The sequence below is a fragment of the Rhodococcus sp. EPR-134 genome, from assembly GCF_001647205.1.
Lineage (GTDB): Bacteria > Actinomycetota > Actinomycetes > Mycobacteriales > Mycobacteriaceae > Rhodococcus_F > Rhodococcus_F qingshengii.
In genome coordinates, this window is sequence record NZ_LVCT01000280.1 from 1 (window position 1) to 16,200 (window position 16,200).

The following is a 16,200-nucleotide window of genomic DNA, read 5'->3' on the forward strand; positions in this document are numbered from 1 at the left end:
CTGGGCGAGCAGTACGGCTTGCATCCGTATCGCGTCAAGCACTTGCTCGACCGCTACGGTTCACTCATCACGGAGGTCCTCGAACTCGGCCGACAGACGCCGGAGTTGTTGCAGCCCATCACAGATGCCCCCGATTACCTTCAGGTCGAGGCTGTGTACGCCGCCGCGGCCGAGGGTGCATTGCACCTCGACGACATCCTGGCTCGCCGCATGCGCATCGCAATCGAGTACCCGCATCGTGGTGTCAACTGTGCGCAACAGGTTGCCGGATTGGTTGCTCCGATTCTCGGTTGGGATCCCGCCACCGTCGAGCGCGAGGTCGACACGTACCGAGCGCGCGTCGAAGCGGAGATCGAGTCGCAGACCCAGCCGGACGACGAGTCGGCCGACGCCTTGCGCGCCGCAGCGCCGGAGTCTCGGGCCGAGATCCTCGAACCCGTCGTCGTGGTGCCGGATCGGGTCTGAGTCGCCCGTCGTTTGTTCTCGGTCTGTCGCGGGTAGGCGGATGTCGAATCACCACCCGTGTCAGCACAGACCGGTCGAGCGTCGCCCAGGAGGATCCCAATGTTCGGTAGTCGGTCGAGATCTGCTGAGGAACACATAGCCACTGCTTATCTGGTCACTCACCTGTGCGGAGCGATGGTAGGGCTGCAACTCTCGCGGTCACTCTCGGACTCGTACGGCGCGTGGGCCGACGGTGAGCTGGACTCGTTGCCGGGTGAGCTCGAGTACGAGATCGAGCAGCTGCTGCAACTGATCGAGGACACCCAGGGCATATCTCTGCCGCGGTACTCCAAGATCGACGCGACGGTCAATCGGATCAGGCGCCTCGTCCATGTCGACGCCATCTGGCGCAACCGTCTCGTGAAGCTGGCAACTCTCGAGATCATGCGGACCGCTCTGTGCGGCAAGAGTGCGATGTGGGAGGTCCTGAGAGACATTCCGGCCGGGGAGACGGAGGAGCAGTACCGCGAGCTCAACGACCTGGTGTCCAAGCAGATCACCACCGTGACGGCTCTGCATCACCGCGCGGCCACGGAAGCTTTTCAGGGGACGGACGGGCGGGAATCGGCGAGCGGCGGCGACCCCATCCGCTCGAGTAAGTAAGGTTTGTACCGTTCGGTGAAGAATTCGATGAACGGTAGACCCCGAGGTGTATGGAGATGGCTGAGCGCGACCAAGCACTGACAGAACCCACGGCAGTGTTCGCGGCGTTGGCGGAGATCCTCTACTCCGCCGCAGACAGCGCCGAGGTGTACTCCGCGATCTGTTCGGCGGCTGTCGAGTTGATTCCCGGTTGCGATCACGCAAGCCTGATGCTGCGACGGGGAAACACCAACGTCACGGTAGCGGCAAGCGACGAGATCGCCGAGTATGCAGACGATCTCGAACGTGCGACTGGCGAGGGGCCGTGCATCGACGCCCTCGACACGGAGGCGCCGCAGCTCGAGTCAGATCTTCGCACTCCGAATCAGTGGCCCGAGTTCGCTCGGAAAGTAGTGGCAGAGACACCCATTCGTGGCTCGATGGGGTTCCGACTGATGGTCGATCGTCAGAAGTTCGGTGCCCTCAACCTCTTCTCCGACACTCCGGGAGCATTCACGGAAACTGTTGCCGACCACGCGATCATGTTGGCATCGTTTGCATCCGTGGCCGTCACCGCGCTGAACCGAGGAGAGGATGCCGACTCGCTGCGGCGAGGTCTGGCGAGCAGTCGCGAAATCGGTCAGGCCGTCGGTCTGCTGATGGCATTGCATCGGGTGTCCGACGACGAGGCCTTCGACATTCTGGTGCGAACCTCGCAGAACATGAACGTCAAGATCGCCGAGTTGGCGCGCAAGGTCATCGTCCAGCATCGTTCGACTCTGGACTGAGGGCTTCGTTCGCCCCGGGAGAGCCGAGGAGTTGAGATCGCTTGCGATCCACCGTCTCTCGAAGTGCCGTCACCACCGCTGCGACTTCCGGGCGGCGCAAGGATTCAGAACGAGCCACCAACCAGTACGAAAGTCTGACTTCGATGTGAGCGGGCAGCACGCGAATCAGATCGTCGTGTTGCTCAGCCATGAAGCAGGGGAGCAGGCCGATGCCGGCACCCGCGCGCGTTGCCTCGATGTGGACGAACACGTTGGTGGACGTGACGGCCTCGCGCATGGAAACCGTGAGCTTGCGGGCCAGATCGAGTTCGTCGACCTGCAGCATCGAGTCGATGAAATACACGAGCGAGTGTTCGGCCAGATCTTCGGCACTTTCGGGAACTGCATTCTGACGTAGATACTCTCGGGAGGCGTACAAACCCAGCGCGTAGTCGGCGAGATGGACGGCCTCGGCGCGGTGAACTTGAGGTTTGCCGACAACAACCTCGATGTCGAGCCCCGAGCGTATCTGCGACGCCTTTCTGGTCGCGACGACTATCTCCACGCTCACGCGAGGATGGCGTCTGCGAACCGCTGCGCCGGCGGGGGCCGCGATGTATGCGCTGAAGCCGTCGGTGGCCGAGACCCGCACGACGCCGTCGAGTTGCTGCTGACCGGTGGAGTCGAGTGCCAGTTCGTTCACCGCGGCCTCGATGCGCTCGGCCGCGCTGAGGGCTTGTCTGCCCAGGTCGGTCAACTCCCAGCCGCCGGACGAGCGGACCAGTACACGGCCGCCGAGGCTCTTCTCGAGCGAGGCGATGCGGCGCGAAATGGTGGTGTGGTTGAGGCCCAGGTCGTCGGCGGCGGTGTTGAAGCGGCCGGTGCGACCGACCGCGAGAAGCACCAGTAGGTCGTCCGGGCTCAGTCCGAGTGTCATATCTGCATTTTTGCACCTGTATGGTGCGAGATTTGTCATTGTCGTGCCAAGAATCTGCACCGATACTCATCGAGTCACAAAAAATGTGCGAGCGGTCACATTCCTGATCGTGAAGAGCAGGCGAATCGCGAACTGAAGACGAGGGAGTCCACGATGAGCGTCGACAACATGCCGAAACCCGAGAGCCAAGCCCCACCATCGGGGCTGAAGAAGGTGGTCGGCGCCTCGATGGCGGGCACCGTGGTCGAGTGGTACGAGTTCTTTCTGTACGGCACGGCGGCCACGCTGGTCTTCAGCAAAGTCTTCTTTCCTGGCGGCGGCAACGAGCTGGATGCGATCATCGCGGCTTTCATCACCTACGCCGTCGGATTCGCCGCCCGGCCACTCGGCGGAATCGTCTTCGGATATTTCGGAGACAAGTTCGGCCGGAAGCAGTTGTTGCAGTTCAGTTTGCTGCTGGTCGGTGCCGCGACCTTCCTGATGGGCTGCCTACCGACCTACGGTCAGATCGGCTACTGGGCGCCGGCACTGCTGGTCACGCTGCGCTTCATCCAAGGATTTGCTGTCGGCGGCGAATGGGGTGGGGCGGTACTCCTTGTCGCCGAGCACAGCCCGAATCGATCTCGCGGGTTCTGGTCGTCGTGGCCTCAGGCCGGCGTGCCGATGGGCAACCTAGTGGCCACTGTCGTGCTGTTGATCCTGACGTCGACGCTCTCGGACGAATCCTTCATGAGTTGGGGCTGGCGCGTTGCCTTCTGGCTCTCCGCGGTGATCGTTCTGGTCGGGTACTACGTTCGGACCAAGGTCACCGACGCTCCCATTTTCGTTGCGGCGCAGAAGGAAGCAGAACTGGTCAAGGCAACCTCGTACAGCGTTTTCGAGGTGGTCAAGCGTTACCCGCGCGGAGTGTTGACCGCGATGGGCCTGCGTTTCGCCGAAAACGTCATGTACTACCTCGTGGTGACCTTCTCGATCACCTACCTCAAGGTCGTCGTTCATGCGGACACGGCGCACATCCTCTGGTGGATGCTGATGGCACATGCCGTGCACTTCGCAGTGATTCCGTTGGTGGGCAAACTGTCCGACACGATCGGTCGACGCCCGGTGTACATGATCGGCGCCGTCACCGCCGGAACATGGGGATTCTTCGCCTTTCCGATGATGAACAGCGGGCACAATGCAGTCATCTTGTCGGCAATCATCATCGGGCTTGTGTTCCACGCGTTCATGTACGCCGGCCAACCCGCGATCATGGCCGAGATGTTCCCGACCCGGATGCGCTATTCCGGTGTCTCCCTGGGATATCAGGTCACGTCGATCGTGGCAGGTTCACTGGCTCCGATCATCGCGACCGGACTGCTGAGCAAGTTCGACTCCTCGGTCCCCATCGCGATCTATCTCCTGTTGGCATCCCTGGTCACCATCGTCGCAGTCGTTTTCGCGCGGGAGACCAAGGGAATCTCGCTCGAGTCCGTCGATGCCGCCGACGCACGAGTGCTCGCCGACGAGCGGGCCGGTGTTTCCGCATGACGCTCTCCGGCAAAACGGCACTGGTCACCGGTGGTGCCAGCGGTATCGGCGAGGCGTGTGCTCGACTCCTTGCCGCCCGCGGCGCCCACGTCACCGTCGCTGATCTCGACGACGTCGCCGCGAAGGCGCTGGCCGACGAGATCGACGGCACTGCGTGGGCCGTCGATCTCCTCGACACCGACCAACTCGTGGATCTGGCACTCGAGACGGACGTACTTGTCAACAACGCCGGCATTCAACGGGTCAGTCCCATCGAGGATTTGGACGTCGAGGACTTCCGGAAGATTCAACGCCTCATGGTCGAAGCGCCGTTCCTCCTGGTCAGAGCGGCCCTGCCGTACATGTACCGCAAAGGATTCGGGCGCATCGTCAACATTTCCTCGGTCCACGGGCTCCGCGCTTCGGCATTCAAGAGTGCGTACGTCACGGCAAAGCACGGACTCGAAGGGCTGTCGAAAGTTGTTGCGCTCGAGGGTGCCCCACACGGTGTCACCAGTAACTGTGTCAATCCGGGCTACGTCCTGACACCACTCGTGCGATCCCAGATCTCCGACCAGGCAAAGGTTCACGGAATCAGTGAATCCGAGGTTGTCGAGAAGGTGATGCTCACTGAGAGCGCGATCAAACGGATGGTCGAGCCCGCGGAAGTGGCATCGCTGGTGGGGTGGCTGGCATCGACCGAGGCGTCGATGGTGACGGGGGCTTCGTACACCATCGACGGCGGGTGGAGCGCCAGCTAGATCACTGGGGCTGCTGTGTTGTTCAAGCTGCCGGGTTCAGGCTTCGGGAATCTCGATTCCGAACTTCTCGCGGGTGATGACCTCGGGTTCGGGACCGCCGCGAACTCCGGTGTCGAGTGCGTCGATTGCGGAGAGTTCTTCGGCGGTGAGTTCGAAGTCGAACACGTCGAAGTTCTCCGCGATCCGCGAGGGAGTCACCGACTTGGGGATCACCTGGCGGCCCTGCTGGAGGTGCCAGCGCAGCATCACCTGTGCAGGCGACTTGCCGTGAGCGGTCGCGATGGCGCCGATGGTGGCGTCCTCGAGGGTCGAGCCGTGGGAGCCGTCGCGGTAGAACGTGATTCCGCCGATCGGTGACCATGCCTGAGACAGAATCCCGCGATCGGCGTCGGCCTCGAGCAAAGTCGACTGCCTGAAGTACGGATGAACCTCGATCTGGTTGACCGCCGGCACCACGGACGTTGCGTCCAGGAGTCGGGTGAGGTGATCCGGCATGAAGTTACTGACTCCGATGGCGCGGACCTTGCCGTCGTCCAGAAGCGTTTCCAATGCCCTGTACGCGTCGATCGTGCGCTCGAACTCGCTCGGCAACGCCTGGTGGAGGATCAGGAGGTCGAGTTGTTCGACACCGAGTTTGCCTGCGCTCTTGTCGAAGGCATGCAGAGTCTCGTCGTATCCGTAGTCGGTGATCCAGACCTTCGACTCGACGAAGATGTCCGCGCGATCGAGTCCGGATCGCCGGATCGCCTCACCGACGCCCTTCTCGTTGCCGTAGGCCGCCGCAGTGTCGATATGGCGATAACCCGTCGACAGCGCGGACTCGACGGCGGCGACCGTTTCGTCCGGCGGCGTCTGGTACACGCCGAAGCCAAGCGCGGGGATGTCGACGCCGTTGTTCAGTTTCAGGCTCGGGATGCTCATGTCGTCCACGGTAGCGGCGGCCGCGGGTTCGGCGGGAGTGACTGCTCAGCCGGGTAACGGCAGTACCCCTTCAGGCCTGGGGATTCGCGATCGGGGGACTCGTCAATGAGTGAGCACTATCTTCAACCCGACTATGAGGGTGGCGACGGCAGCGAGGCCGAAGGCTGCCAGATGTGTGTTCGTACTGACTTTCTCGCCGTGCAGTCGGCTGATCACGTAACTGGTGGAACCGATCCGCAGGATCAAGACGATTTCCGCGATCAACTGCGCCGTCCGTGGTTCCAGGAAGTTGAACCACGCCGTCGCGAGAATGACGACAGGAACAACCGCAGAGGTGAGGATCGGGACGGAATCGCGAAGCGAGTCGATTCTCTCCGCGGTCGTCAGTCGGCGATCGTTGCGAATGCTCTCGCCGACGCCCTCGGCAAATGTGTGGGCGATGTATGTCGACAATGCCGTGCCGACCACAATCGCGGCGCCGAGCGATTCCTGAGATTTCGTCACCGGTATGAGTGCGGCGAGGACAAGAATGTTGCCGTAGATGTACGCGGTGGTCCTCGCCGCCACACGTTCTTGTCCCAGCGGCGCACCGTGAGATGTGATCGGACGGTTCAGCAGGGTTCGCAGGTCCCACTCCATGTTCAGAGCATGGCAGATCAGACCCTGGGGCTGTAGTGCATCGGGTTATCTCGCTGCTCGAGCGGGGGCAGGTTGCGCGCCGGTGTGTGGACCAGTGGTGCATCGGCGGGGATTCGGCCGTCAGCTCGATCCCATCCCGCGCGAGCACGTGGCTGATACCGGTATCGCCACGGCACCAGACGGAAGACGGCGTTGACGGTGCGGCCGACAGCGTTGTGAATTTTCTGATCGCGACTGGTCCACGAGTAGCCGAGTAGGTCTCGAACCGGTTGGTCGTACATTCCGACCGTCAGCCACACGAATCCGCGGGCGAGGGGGATTCGGGCGAGCCGCCACAACGGATCGGGTAGCCACGTCATGTACGGGGGCTTGCCGAGTCCCGACAGGTCGAGGACGTCGCGGGTCGCCTTGTTGTCTTCGAGTACGTTGCGGCACATGTGGTCCCAGTACTCCTGAAATGCTTCCCAGGTCTCGGGAACAGGGCGCATGCTCATCCCGTACAGGCGGTACCACTGAATGTGCTCGGTGAAGAGCTGACGTTTCTGGGCCTCGGTCAAGCCACCGGAGAAGTTCTCGGCAGTGACGATGGTGCCCATGAAGAACGTTGCGTGCGCCCAGTAGAAAGTATCGGGATCGAGTGCGTGATACCGACGCCCCAACTTGTCGACGCCCTTGATTCGTGTGTGATAGCCGCGGACTTCTTCGGCTGTCTGCTGCGCGCGATCGCCGTCGAAGACCACGCCTGCAATGGGATACAGCGAGCGGTACAGCCGTTCCCACCGCTCGTCGAAGAATTGCGAATGCTCCTCGACTCCGGCGCCGAGGCCGGGGTGCATGTTCTGCATCGAACCGGCCCAGACGCCTTGCAGCATCCCGCGCCAGTCGCCGAAATACTTCCACGTCAGGGAATCCGGACCGAGGGGAACCGGGGTGCTGCTGTCGTCAAGTTGACTACGCATGTTGTCAGATTAGGATCGACAACAGCGGTAGTCAAGGATCGAATGCCGGGTGCATTGAAGATCAAGTGTCGGCGAAGTGGGGAAGTTGTGAGCATCGAAGAACGCAGGGCCACTCGAAAGGCGACGTTGTTCGACGTCGGAGTGACACTGCTCGGTGCGGTCGACGGTCCGGCCGTCAACGTGCGTGCGGTCTGCAAGGCTGCCGGTCTGACCGAGCGGTACTTCTACGAAAGCTTCACCGATCGCGATCAGTACGTTGTCGCGGTCCACACGTTTGTCGCCGAGCGCGCGCAGTCGGCGCTTGCGTCGGCAGTGGAGTCGGAGACGACATCCGAGGCCGTCGCCACCGCTGCGGTCGACGCTTTCGTCAAGCTCATGGTCGACGATCCGGCGATGGGGAGAGTGCTCCTGATCGCCCCGCTCTCGGAACCCGTCCTGAGCGGCCGCGGTATCGAATCGATGCCGGCGTTCGTCGACCTGGTGTACGACCAGTTGTCCGAGATCGCTGATCCCGTGGACAAGCAACTGGTGGCAGTCGGACTGGTCGGGGCGTTGTTCACACTGTTCATCGGTTATCTGGACGGCACGATCGTCGTGGACCGTGATCGATTTGTCCGCCACTGCGTCAGGCTGCTGATCAACGCTAACCAGGCGTGAAGGGCTGGCAGGCCGGGCAGAAGAAGATATTTCGCTCGGTGAGCTGATCCGGTCCGAGGGTGTCTTCTCTGATGCGAGTTCCGCAACGGCGGCATGGTTTTCCGCGTCTGCCGTACACCCATGTCTGCCTACCGGGGCGGGTGTCGCCGGTGGTGACCCGGATGCGACGTGACTTGTTGACGTTGATGGTGCGAAAAGACAGATCCACTATCGCGTCGAGATTCCCCGCGAGATGTGTCGGCGTTTTCGGGTGAATACCTCGTAGGAAGCAGATCTCGTTTCGGTACACGTTGCCCAGTCCGGCCATCACCCGCTGATCCAGGAGCGCGATTCCGATCGGTACGGAGTCGGCGGCCCGTAGATTTCGGGCGGCCACGGAACTGTCCCAATCGGTCCCGAGCAGATCCGGTCCGAGATGTCCGACGGCCTCCTGTTCCTGCCCGAGTTCGAGGATCTTGGTGATTCCCAGTGAAAAGCCAACTGCTACAGAGTCTTCGGTGGCCAAGATGATGCGCGCTTGATGGGCGGGTCGGCGCCAGCGCTCGCCGGGGCGATAAATCTGCCACTGACCTTCCATCTTCAGATGCGTGTGAATGGACGCTTCGCCCACTCGGATCAGGAGATGTTTTCCGCGGCTGGCGACGGAATCCACGCGGTGGCCCGAGAGATCAACCGTGGCGTAACGAGGAACGCGGACGTCGCAGGTGGTGAGTACCTTCTCGGCCAGGGCAGCGCGCAGTTCATTGGCGGCCCGCCACACGGTATCGCCCTCAGGCATGGTCGCCGCACCCACACTTCAGGATCTCAACTTCCACGATCTCAATCATCATGACCCCAATCCTCATGACCGCAACCGGAATCCGCGAGGGGTGGCCGCGAAGCCGGCTTCGACCAGGACCGGAGCAAAATCGTTGCCGTGGATGGTCTCTCCGTCGACCTTCTCCACTACCAACTTGTCGATGGCGCGAGAAGTCACCTTCTGAGCAAGTGACAGTGCTGCCAGGCGCAACGTTCCGCCGTCGTCGGTGAATGTCAGGATCGTGCGACCGCCGCGCTCGACGAACAGAACCAACTCACCCTCCACCAGAACTACCAGTGCGCCGGCTTTTCGTCCGGGTCGGTGTCCTGGTGACTCTTCGCCCCCCGACGCCGGCCACGGCAGCGCCGCGCCGTACGGGTTTGCCGGGTCGCACGCCGCGAGAGTGACTGCAGCCGAGGAGGTGTGGCGCCCCTCGATGGAATCACCGAACGTCCGCAAGCGGTCCACCACGGGAGGCGTGGAGAATTGAGCGCCGCCCAGGGTGTCCACGAAGTATCCGCGTCGAGCGCGCCCGTTGTCCTCGAACGTGCTCAGTACCTTGTAGATCAACGCGAAACCGCCCGGCACGTTCTCGCTCATCACCGAACCGCGGGTGACGACGCCGTATCGTTCGAGCAGCAGATCAGCCGTGGCGTGCGCCCGGATAGTGGGGTCAGGTTCGATACCTGGCAGCTGGAACCACCGACCGGAGGCAGTTGCCGGTCCCGTGCGCGCGGGCGTGGAAGCGCGGGCCATTCCGCGGTACGGACGGGCCCGCGGAACACGGCGAGGTGATCGGTGACTGGTTGTTGTTCTGGTGGTGTCGGAGAGAAGTGCGCGCAGCGGTGCAACGGTGTCGTTACCGATGTGTCCGAGCCACACCAACTCCCACAGCGCCGTCGTCACCGCACTGTCGACCGTGTCCGCAGCCGACTCCGTAGTTCGCAACGCGTCGACCAACTGGCGGAAGAAGTAGGCACCGCCGCCGGACAGCAGGTCGAGGATGCGCTTCTGCAGTTCCGAGACGTCGGTGTCGGCGGGTGAATTGAGCGTGATCGGTGCCAGGTCGGCGGGGTGCAGCACTACCCACCCGTCTTTGCCCGAGATAGCTCCCGATCCGGACCACAGGACTTCACCCGTCGACGTGAGTTCGTCCAACATCGCGGGAGAGTAGTCGGCAACTCGGCTCGGCAGGATCAACGATTCGAGAGCGGACGCCGGAATCGGAACGCCGGCAAGTTGATCGACCACCGTTGCAACACCGTCGATTCCTCGCAGCGTGCCGCCCACGTGCTGCCAACTGGGAAGGAATCGCCCGAGCGTCGCGGTGCTGACCGGCTCGACCTCCTGCCGTGCCGCGGCGAGCGAGCGACGCCGCAAGCGACGCAGGACCTCGGCGTCGCACCATTCGCTCCCGGTTGCAGACGGGCGGAATTCACCTTCCAGCACCCGCTTTTCGAGCGCGAGCCGACCGAGAACGTCACGCGCGACTGATACTCCGAGACCGAAGCGTGCAGCCGCGTCGGCGAGAGTGAAGGGACCGTGGGTGCGGGCGTACCGGCTCAGGAGGTCGTCGAGTGGTTGATCGACCGGCTCGATGAACGCGGCCGGAACGCCGATGGGTAGGGGAACGCCGAGTCCATCGCGAAGCCGCGCTGCATCTTCGACGACGGTCCACCAGCTCTCGCCCGCATACGGGACGTGGAGGGCGCGTTTGTCCGTAACCAACTTCTCGAGCCATGAGACCGGGTCCTCGAGACAGCGTTCGGTGACTTCTTCGGTGGTCAGCGGGCCGAGCATGCGGAGGAGGTCGGCAACACCCTCGAGGTCCTTGGCCTTTCGGTCAGGGACGAGCCGTTGCAGTTCACGTTCGGCCTGCTCGATCACTCCGGCGTCGAGGAGCTCGCGTAGTTCGACGCGGCCGAGGAGTTCGGCCAACAGCGTGGAGTCCAAGGACAAAGCGGCGGCGCGTCGCTCGGCGAGGGGGCTGTCGCCCTCGTACATGAACGCACCCACGTAGTTGAACAGGAGCGCACTGGCGAACGGAGACGGAGAGGCCGTCTCCACCTCGACGATTCGAATCTGCCTTTTCTCGATCTTGCCGAACAATTCCTTCAGTGCAGGCAGGTCGTAAACGTCCTGCAAGCACTCGCGTACGGTCTCGAGCAGGATCGGGAAGGTCGGGAACTTGCGGGCGACGTCCAGCAGTTGCGCCGACCGCTGACGCTGCTGCCACAGTGGTGCACGTTTTCCGGGATTGCGGCGGGGGAGAAGCAGTGCGCGGGCGGCACATTCGCGAAATCGGGAAGCGAAGAGCGCGGAGCCGCCCACCTCTTGGGTGACCAGATCTTCGATGTCCTCGACGTCGAAGGTGAACAGTTCGGCGCCGGGAGGTTCGTTCTCGGTGTCGGGGAGTCGGATGATGATGCCGTCGTCGGAGGCCGTCGGGCTGGAATCGACGCCGTATCGTTCCTGCAGGCGCGCCCCGATGGCGAGGGCCCACGGTGCGTGAACCCGTTGGCCGTACGGGGAATGCAGCACCAGACGCCAGTCACCGAGTTCGTCGCGGAAGCGTTCGACCACCAGGGTTCGATCCGACGGCACCTGCCCGGTGGCATTCTTCTGCTCACCGACGAGTTGGATCAGGTTGGTAGTCGCGTTGTGATCGAGCCCGCCCACGCGGCAACGCTCGACGACGTCGGCTTCGTTGCCGAGAGCCGTTTCGCGGACGAACTGCCCCAACGCCTGTCCGAGTTCGGCGGGGCGACCGAGTCCGTCGCCGTGCCAGAAGGGCAAACGACCCGGCATGCCGTAGGCGGGGCTGACCAGAACCCGATCGAAGGTGATCTCCTCGATCCGCCAACTGGTGGCGCCGAGCGCAAAGACGTCGCCGACCCGGGATTCGTAGACCATTTCCTCGTCGAGTTCGCCGACGCGGGACGCTTTCTCGCCAACCATGTAGACGGTGAAGAGGCCGCGGTCGGGGATTGCGCCGCCGGAAGTGACGGCCAAACGCTGCGAACCCGGGCGGCCCGTGAGCGTGTTGGACTCACGATCCCAGACAAGGCGAGGACGTAATTCGGCGAACTCGTCCGAGGGGTACCGCCCCGCCAGCAAGTCCAGAGTCGATTCGTACGCCGAACGGGGAAGCGTTGCAAAGGAACCGCTTCGGCGCACCGTCTCGAACCAGTCGTCGACGTCGATCGGTTCGAGAGCGGTGGCCGCAACAGTTTGCTGAGCGAGGATGTCGAGGGGATTGGCCGGAACGGCCATCGCTTCGATCTTGCCTTCGACCATGCGCTCGACGGTCACCGCGCAATGAATCAGGTCGGTGCGATGCTTGGGGAAGACGACGCCTCGCGATATCTCGCCGACCTGGTGGCCGGCGCGACCGACACGTTGCAGGCCGCTGGCAACAGAAGGCGGTGCCTCCACCTGGATGACCAAGTCGACGGCGCCCATGTCGATTCCGAGTTCGAGACTGCTGGTGGCGACGACGCATCGCAATCGACCCGATTTGAGGTCGTCTTCGATGAGGGCTCGCTGGTCTTTGCTGACCGATCCGTGGTGGGCGCGAGCAAGGAGGGGTTCTGCGCCGTAGTTGACCTCGGTGGGAGCCCCGATCTGCGCGGGCGGGCGAGATGTTTTCTCGACGGCCAGACCGATGCGTTCTGCATGAATCTCGTTGAGCCTGGCTGTCAATCGTTCGGCGAGGCGGCGAGAGTTGGCGAACACGATGGACGATCGGTGGCCGAGAACGAGGTCGACGATCTGTTCCTCGACGTGGGGCCAGATCGAACCGGCTTGCGGGGTGGGAGATTCGGAACCGTCGTCCGGCGTCGCGATCCCCAGTTCGGTCATGTCCTCGACGGGAACACGGACCGTGAGGTCGAAGGTCTTGGCGGCAGGCGGTGCCACGATCCGGATGGGTGCCGAACCGGCGAGGAACCGCCCGATCTCCTCGTGCGGACGGACAGTGGCCGACAATCCGATGCGTTGCGCCGGACGCTCGAGCAAGCCGTCCAGGCGTTCCAGTGAGAGCGCGAGGTGAGAGCCGCGCTTGGTGCCCGCCACCGCGTGAACCTCGTCGACGATCACGGTGTCGACACCGACCAGTGTTTCCCGGGCAGCGGAGGTGAGCATCAGGAACAACGACTCAGGCGTGGTGATCAGGATGTCCGGGGGTCGTTTGATCAACGAGCGCCGATCGGCCTGGGACGTATCACCGGAACGGACACCGACGGTGATCTCGGGCGGGGTGAGGCCCAGACGTTTCGCCGTCTGCGTGATGCCGACCAGCGGCGCGCGAAGGTTCCGCTCGACGTCCACACCCAGCGCTTTGAGTGGCGAAATGTAGAGGACTTTGGTGGCGCGTTCGCCTTCGTCCTTGGCGGCGAGTTGATCGAGCGCCCACAGGAACGCCGACAATGTCTTGCCGGAGCCGGTGGGTGCGACGACAAGTGTGTGAGAGCCACTCGCGATGGATTCCCAGGCACCGAGCTGCGCAGCAGTCGGCGCGCTGAAAGCCCCGCCGAACCACTCGCGTGTGGCGGGCGAGAACCTACCGAGGACGTTGGTCACGACCACCATATTGCCCCTTCCCACCGACAGCGTGTTCGTGCCTGCAGCCGAAGTGCAGAGCATACTATTTGCCCTGTTATAGCGATTCTCTTGTTATCGAGAAGGCGAGTGCCTGATGGAAGCAGTCAAGATTGTCCTCGAGCTGGCGGTAGTGCTCGGGGCGATTGTCATGGGGACCAGATCGAGCGGTGTCGCTCTCGGTCTGTGGGGCGGCGCAGGTGTTGCCGTCCTCGTGTTCGTCTTCGGAGAGGACGTCGGCAGTCCGCCGGTCGACGCTCTCCTCATCGTCCTGTCCGTCGTCCTCGCGTCGTCGATGATGCAGGCGGCCGGTGGTATCGATTGGATGGTCACCATCGCGGCCAAGTTGATCGAATCTCGCCCGAAACAGATCACGCTGATCGCGCCGTTGGTGTCATTCCTGTTCTCGGTCGGTGCCGGCACGTCCAACATCCTCTACCCGCTGCTCCCCGTCATCTACGACGTCTCGTACAAGAACGGTGTGCGGCCGTCACGACCGCTGTCGCTGTCAGTTGTCTCGACCGGTGTGGCGCTCGCGTGTAGTCCGGTGTCCGCGGCAATGGCGGCAATGGTCACGCTGACCGACGTGCCGCCCTACGATTTCGAACTCATCGACATCATCAAGATCACCTTCCCGGCTGCTGTTGTCGGCATCGTCCTTTCCTCAATCGCGGTCAACCGACTCGGCAAAGATCTCGACGACGACCCGGAGATACAGGCAAAGATGAAGTCGGGCGAATTGGCCGGACCTGGTGCAGCTTCCAAGACCGAACTCGTCTCGACGAAGACCGGACGAAACGCGGCACTGATCTTCCTGGCCGGCGTCCTGGCTATCGTGATCTTCGGCCTGTTCAAGGGGATTCGTCCCGAAGCTGCCGACGGTACTCCGATGGGGATGACACCGATCATCGAAATGCTGATGTTCGTCGTGGGTACGTTGATCCTGCTGGTGTGCCGCCCGAATGTCGCCGACGTGCCGTCGTCGACGGTGTTCCGTGCCGGTATGGTCTCGGCCATCGCGCTGTTCGGTCTGGCATGGCTGACGGACACGTTCATCAGCGCCCATTCCGAGCTGATCACGAGCACCGTCGGCGACTGGGTCAACGCCGCGCCGTGGATCTTCGCGCTCGGTGTCTTCCTGGTCTGTGTACTGACGACCAGTCAGTCGACCGCTACGAGGACCATCGTGCCGATCGGTCTCGCTGCCGGGATTGCACCCGGTCTGGTGAGCGGAATGTGGGCCGGAGCGTTTGCCGGCGTCTATCTGTTGCCGACAAACGGTTCGCAGATCGCGGCTGCGAACTTCGACCTCTCGGGCAGCACGAAGCTCGGTTCCAAGCTCGTCGACCACTCGTTCTTCCTGCCGACCATCATCTTGGCCGTCACGACGATTGCGGCCGGCGCGTTGTTCGGAGTGGTGCTCGGTTGAGTATTGTGGCTGAGTCAGCCTGAGTGACAGCGCTGAGTCAGCTGTTGCGGTAGTGGTCCCAGCTCGCCTTGCACGCGTGGGCGAGTTGGTCCACCCGCTCGGCATCGGGTGTCGGCCAGTCGACGCCGGGTTCCATGATGTAGGCGGCCAGTTCGTCTCCCAGCAGGAATTCTCGCTTGAATTCGGCCTGGACCGCACTCAACGTGATCCCGGCTTCGGCAGCGCGGGCGCTCAATTCGGCGAATCTGGCTCCGGCTCGGATGATTTCGAAACTGCCGAGGTACGGCTGATTGAGAGCGACCGCATCCGGATCGTCGACCTGAAATCCCTTGCGATGTGAGACCGCAAGTGTGCGAATGAGCTCCGGATCCATCGTCACGGGATTGTCGCCGCGTCGATTGCCGTCGTGATCGCCACGATTGGAGAGTGCGACGACGTCGGGGAGTCGATCTGCTTCCGGCCGTTCGACATTGACGGCGCCGTCCCGCCGGGTGGTGTGGTTCATCGTGTCGTGGAACGACAAGGTCGTGAACGATCGACCGAGTTCGAAGCTCTTCGCCACCATGGCTTCGATCAGTGCGTCGCGAGTTCTCTCGTAGACGCCCAAACCGTGTTCAGCTGTCTCGGTGAAGGTCTCGGCGAGGTCCTTCCAACCAGCGTCGTCGGTAGGCTCGAGCAGCAGGGGGTAGAACGAGAAGGTGACAGGGCGAACTGCGTCGACGCCGGTGAGGTCCGCTTTGTTGCCGGCACCGGCCTCGTGGACGCGGGCGAAGGCCTCGCGCAGTGACGCTTCCAGGTTTTCGGGCTTCGCACGGTTGGGATCGCGAATCATGCGAGGGTGCGGATTCTCGACGTACACGATGCGCGAATCGATTTCGGCCCAACGGCGCACGATGGGACTGGTGGACATGTCGGTGAAGTCGAACTGCAGCCGCTGTGTGAACTCGGGTGCGAGAAAGCGTGAGAGTTCTGCTGGAATCGCGGAACCCGAGTGTGGGCAACTGACAAGAAGGTCGGCGTCGGCGATGGCGTCGTCGAGACTGCGGGAGTCACGATCGGCATAGAACGTCAGGTCCTCCGCCGTGAACACGGTTCCGGCCGGGATGAGTACTGGTTCTCCACTGGTCATGAATCCCA

14 protein-coding genes are annotated in these 16,200 nt (G+C 62.9%); 7 read left to right on the forward strand and 7 right to left on the reverse strand.

Annotation, left to right across the window (positions count from 1 at the left end; genetic code table 11):
- The 3 genes from A2J01_RS12555 to A2J01_RS12565 all read left to right on the forward strand — a co-directional run.
- Positions 1-465: glycerol-3-phosphate dehydrogenase C-terminal domain-containing protein (locus A2J01_RS12555; protein WP_331715316.1), on the forward strand; the 465-nt coding region annotated here is incomplete at its 5' end.
- A 174-nt stretch (positions 466-639) separates the two neighbouring features.
- Entirely contained in the window at positions 640-1,107 is a 468-nt protein-coding gene (locus tag A2J01_RS12560) for a hypothetical protein (protein ID WP_228232568.1), read from the forward strand.
- A 50-nt stretch (positions 1,108-1,157) separates the two neighbouring features.
- On the forward strand, positions 1,158-1,874 hold the full coding sequence (locus A2J01_RS12565) for a GAF and ANTAR domain-containing protein (RefSeq protein WP_030535052.1): 717 nt from the start codon (positions 1,158-1,160) through the stop codon (positions 1,872-1,874).
- Here the strand turns inward: A2J01_RS12565 and A2J01_RS12570 are convergent.
- Positions 1,843-2,790 (reverse strand): LysR family transcriptional regulator, encoded by a 948-nt coding sequence (locus A2J01_RS12570; RefSeq protein ID WP_050654883.1) that lies wholly within the window; start codon positions 2,788-2,790, stop codon positions 1,843-1,845. The genes A2J01_RS12565 and A2J01_RS12570 overlap by 32 nt on opposite strands.
- A gap of 153 nt (positions 2,791-2,943) precedes the next feature.
- Between A2J01_RS12570 and A2J01_RS12575 the strand changes: the two genes are divergently transcribed.
- Together A2J01_RS12575 and A2J01_RS12580 are read left to right on the forward strand one after the other, a co-directional pair.
- Positions 2,944-4,320: an MFS transporter gene (locus A2J01_RS12575; RefSeq protein WP_064112821.1), complete on the forward strand. Its 1,377-nt coding sequence runs from the start codon at positions 2,944-2,946 to the stop codon at positions 4,318-4,320.
- Positions 4,317-5,060, forward strand: coding sequence for a 3-hydroxybutyrate dehydrogenase (locus tag A2J01_RS12580; protein WP_064112822.1), 744 nt, complete (start codon positions 4,317-4,319; stop codon positions 5,058-5,060). Before A2J01_RS12575 ends, A2J01_RS12580 begins: the two co-directional genes overlap by 4 nt.
- A gap of 36 nt (positions 5,061-5,096) precedes the next feature.
- On the opposite strand, the gene A2J01_RS12585 is transcribed toward A2J01_RS12580, so the two are convergent.
- From A2J01_RS12585 to A2J01_RS12595, 3 genes are all read right to left on the reverse strand, one after another.
- On the reverse strand, positions 5,097-5,981 hold the full coding sequence (locus tag A2J01_RS12585; protein WP_064112833.1) for an aldo/keto reductase: 885 nt from the start codon (positions 5,979-5,981) through the stop codon (positions 5,097-5,099).
- A 102-nt stretch (positions 5,982-6,083) separates the two neighbouring features.
- On the reverse strand, positions 6,084-6,620 hold the full coding sequence (locus A2J01_RS12590) for a hypothetical protein (protein ID WP_003940745.1): 537 nt from the start codon (positions 6,618-6,620) through the stop codon (positions 6,084-6,086).
- A gap of 17 nt (positions 6,621-6,637) precedes the next feature.
- Positions 6,638-7,579 (reverse strand): oxygenase MpaB family protein, encoded by a 942-nt coding sequence (locus A2J01_RS12595; RefSeq protein ID WP_042449607.1) that lies wholly within the window; start codon positions 7,577-7,579, stop codon positions 6,638-6,640.
- Positions 7,580-7,666: 87 nt separating this feature from the next.
- Between A2J01_RS12595 and A2J01_RS12600 the strand changes: the two genes are divergently transcribed.
- Positions 7,667-8,236, forward strand: a complete 570-nt coding sequence (locus tag A2J01_RS12600; RefSeq protein ID WP_007727263.1) for a TetR/AcrR family transcriptional regulator — start codon at positions 7,667-7,669, stop codon at positions 8,234-8,236.
- Here the strand turns inward: A2J01_RS12600 and A2J01_RS12605 are convergent.
- Positions 8,223-9,014 (reverse strand): DNA-formamidopyrimidine glycosylase family protein, encoded by a 792-nt coding sequence (locus A2J01_RS12605; RefSeq protein ID WP_064112834.1) that lies wholly within the window; start codon positions 9,012-9,014, stop codon positions 8,223-8,225. The two genes, A2J01_RS12600 and A2J01_RS12605, sit on opposite strands and share 14 nt — an antisense overlap.
- A gap of 63 nt (positions 9,015-9,077) precedes the next feature.
- Entirely contained in the window at positions 9,078-13,625 is a 4,548-nt protein-coding gene (locus A2J01_RS12610) for an ATP-dependent helicase (RefSeq protein ID WP_064112835.1), read from the reverse strand.
- 106 nt (positions 13,626-13,731) lie between these two features.
- On the opposite strand from A2J01_RS12610, the gene A2J01_RS12615 reads away from it, so the two are divergent.
- Positions 13,732-15,063, forward strand: a complete 1,332-nt coding sequence (locus A2J01_RS12615; RefSeq protein ID WP_003940851.1) for an anaerobic C4-dicarboxylate transporter family protein — start codon at positions 13,732-13,734, stop codon at positions 15,061-15,063.
- Positions 15,064-15,100: 37 nt separating this feature from the next.
- On the opposite strand, the gene A2J01_RS12620 is transcribed toward A2J01_RS12615, so the two are convergent.
- Positions 15,101-16,192 carry an N-formylglutamate amidohydrolase gene (locus A2J01_RS12620; RefSeq protein WP_064112823.1) on the reverse strand — a complete coding sequence of 364 codons (1,092 nt, stop codon included), beginning with the start codon at positions 16,190-16,192 and terminating at the stop codon, positions 15,101-15,103.
- Between the last annotated feature and the right edge of the window lie 8 nt (positions 16,193-16,200).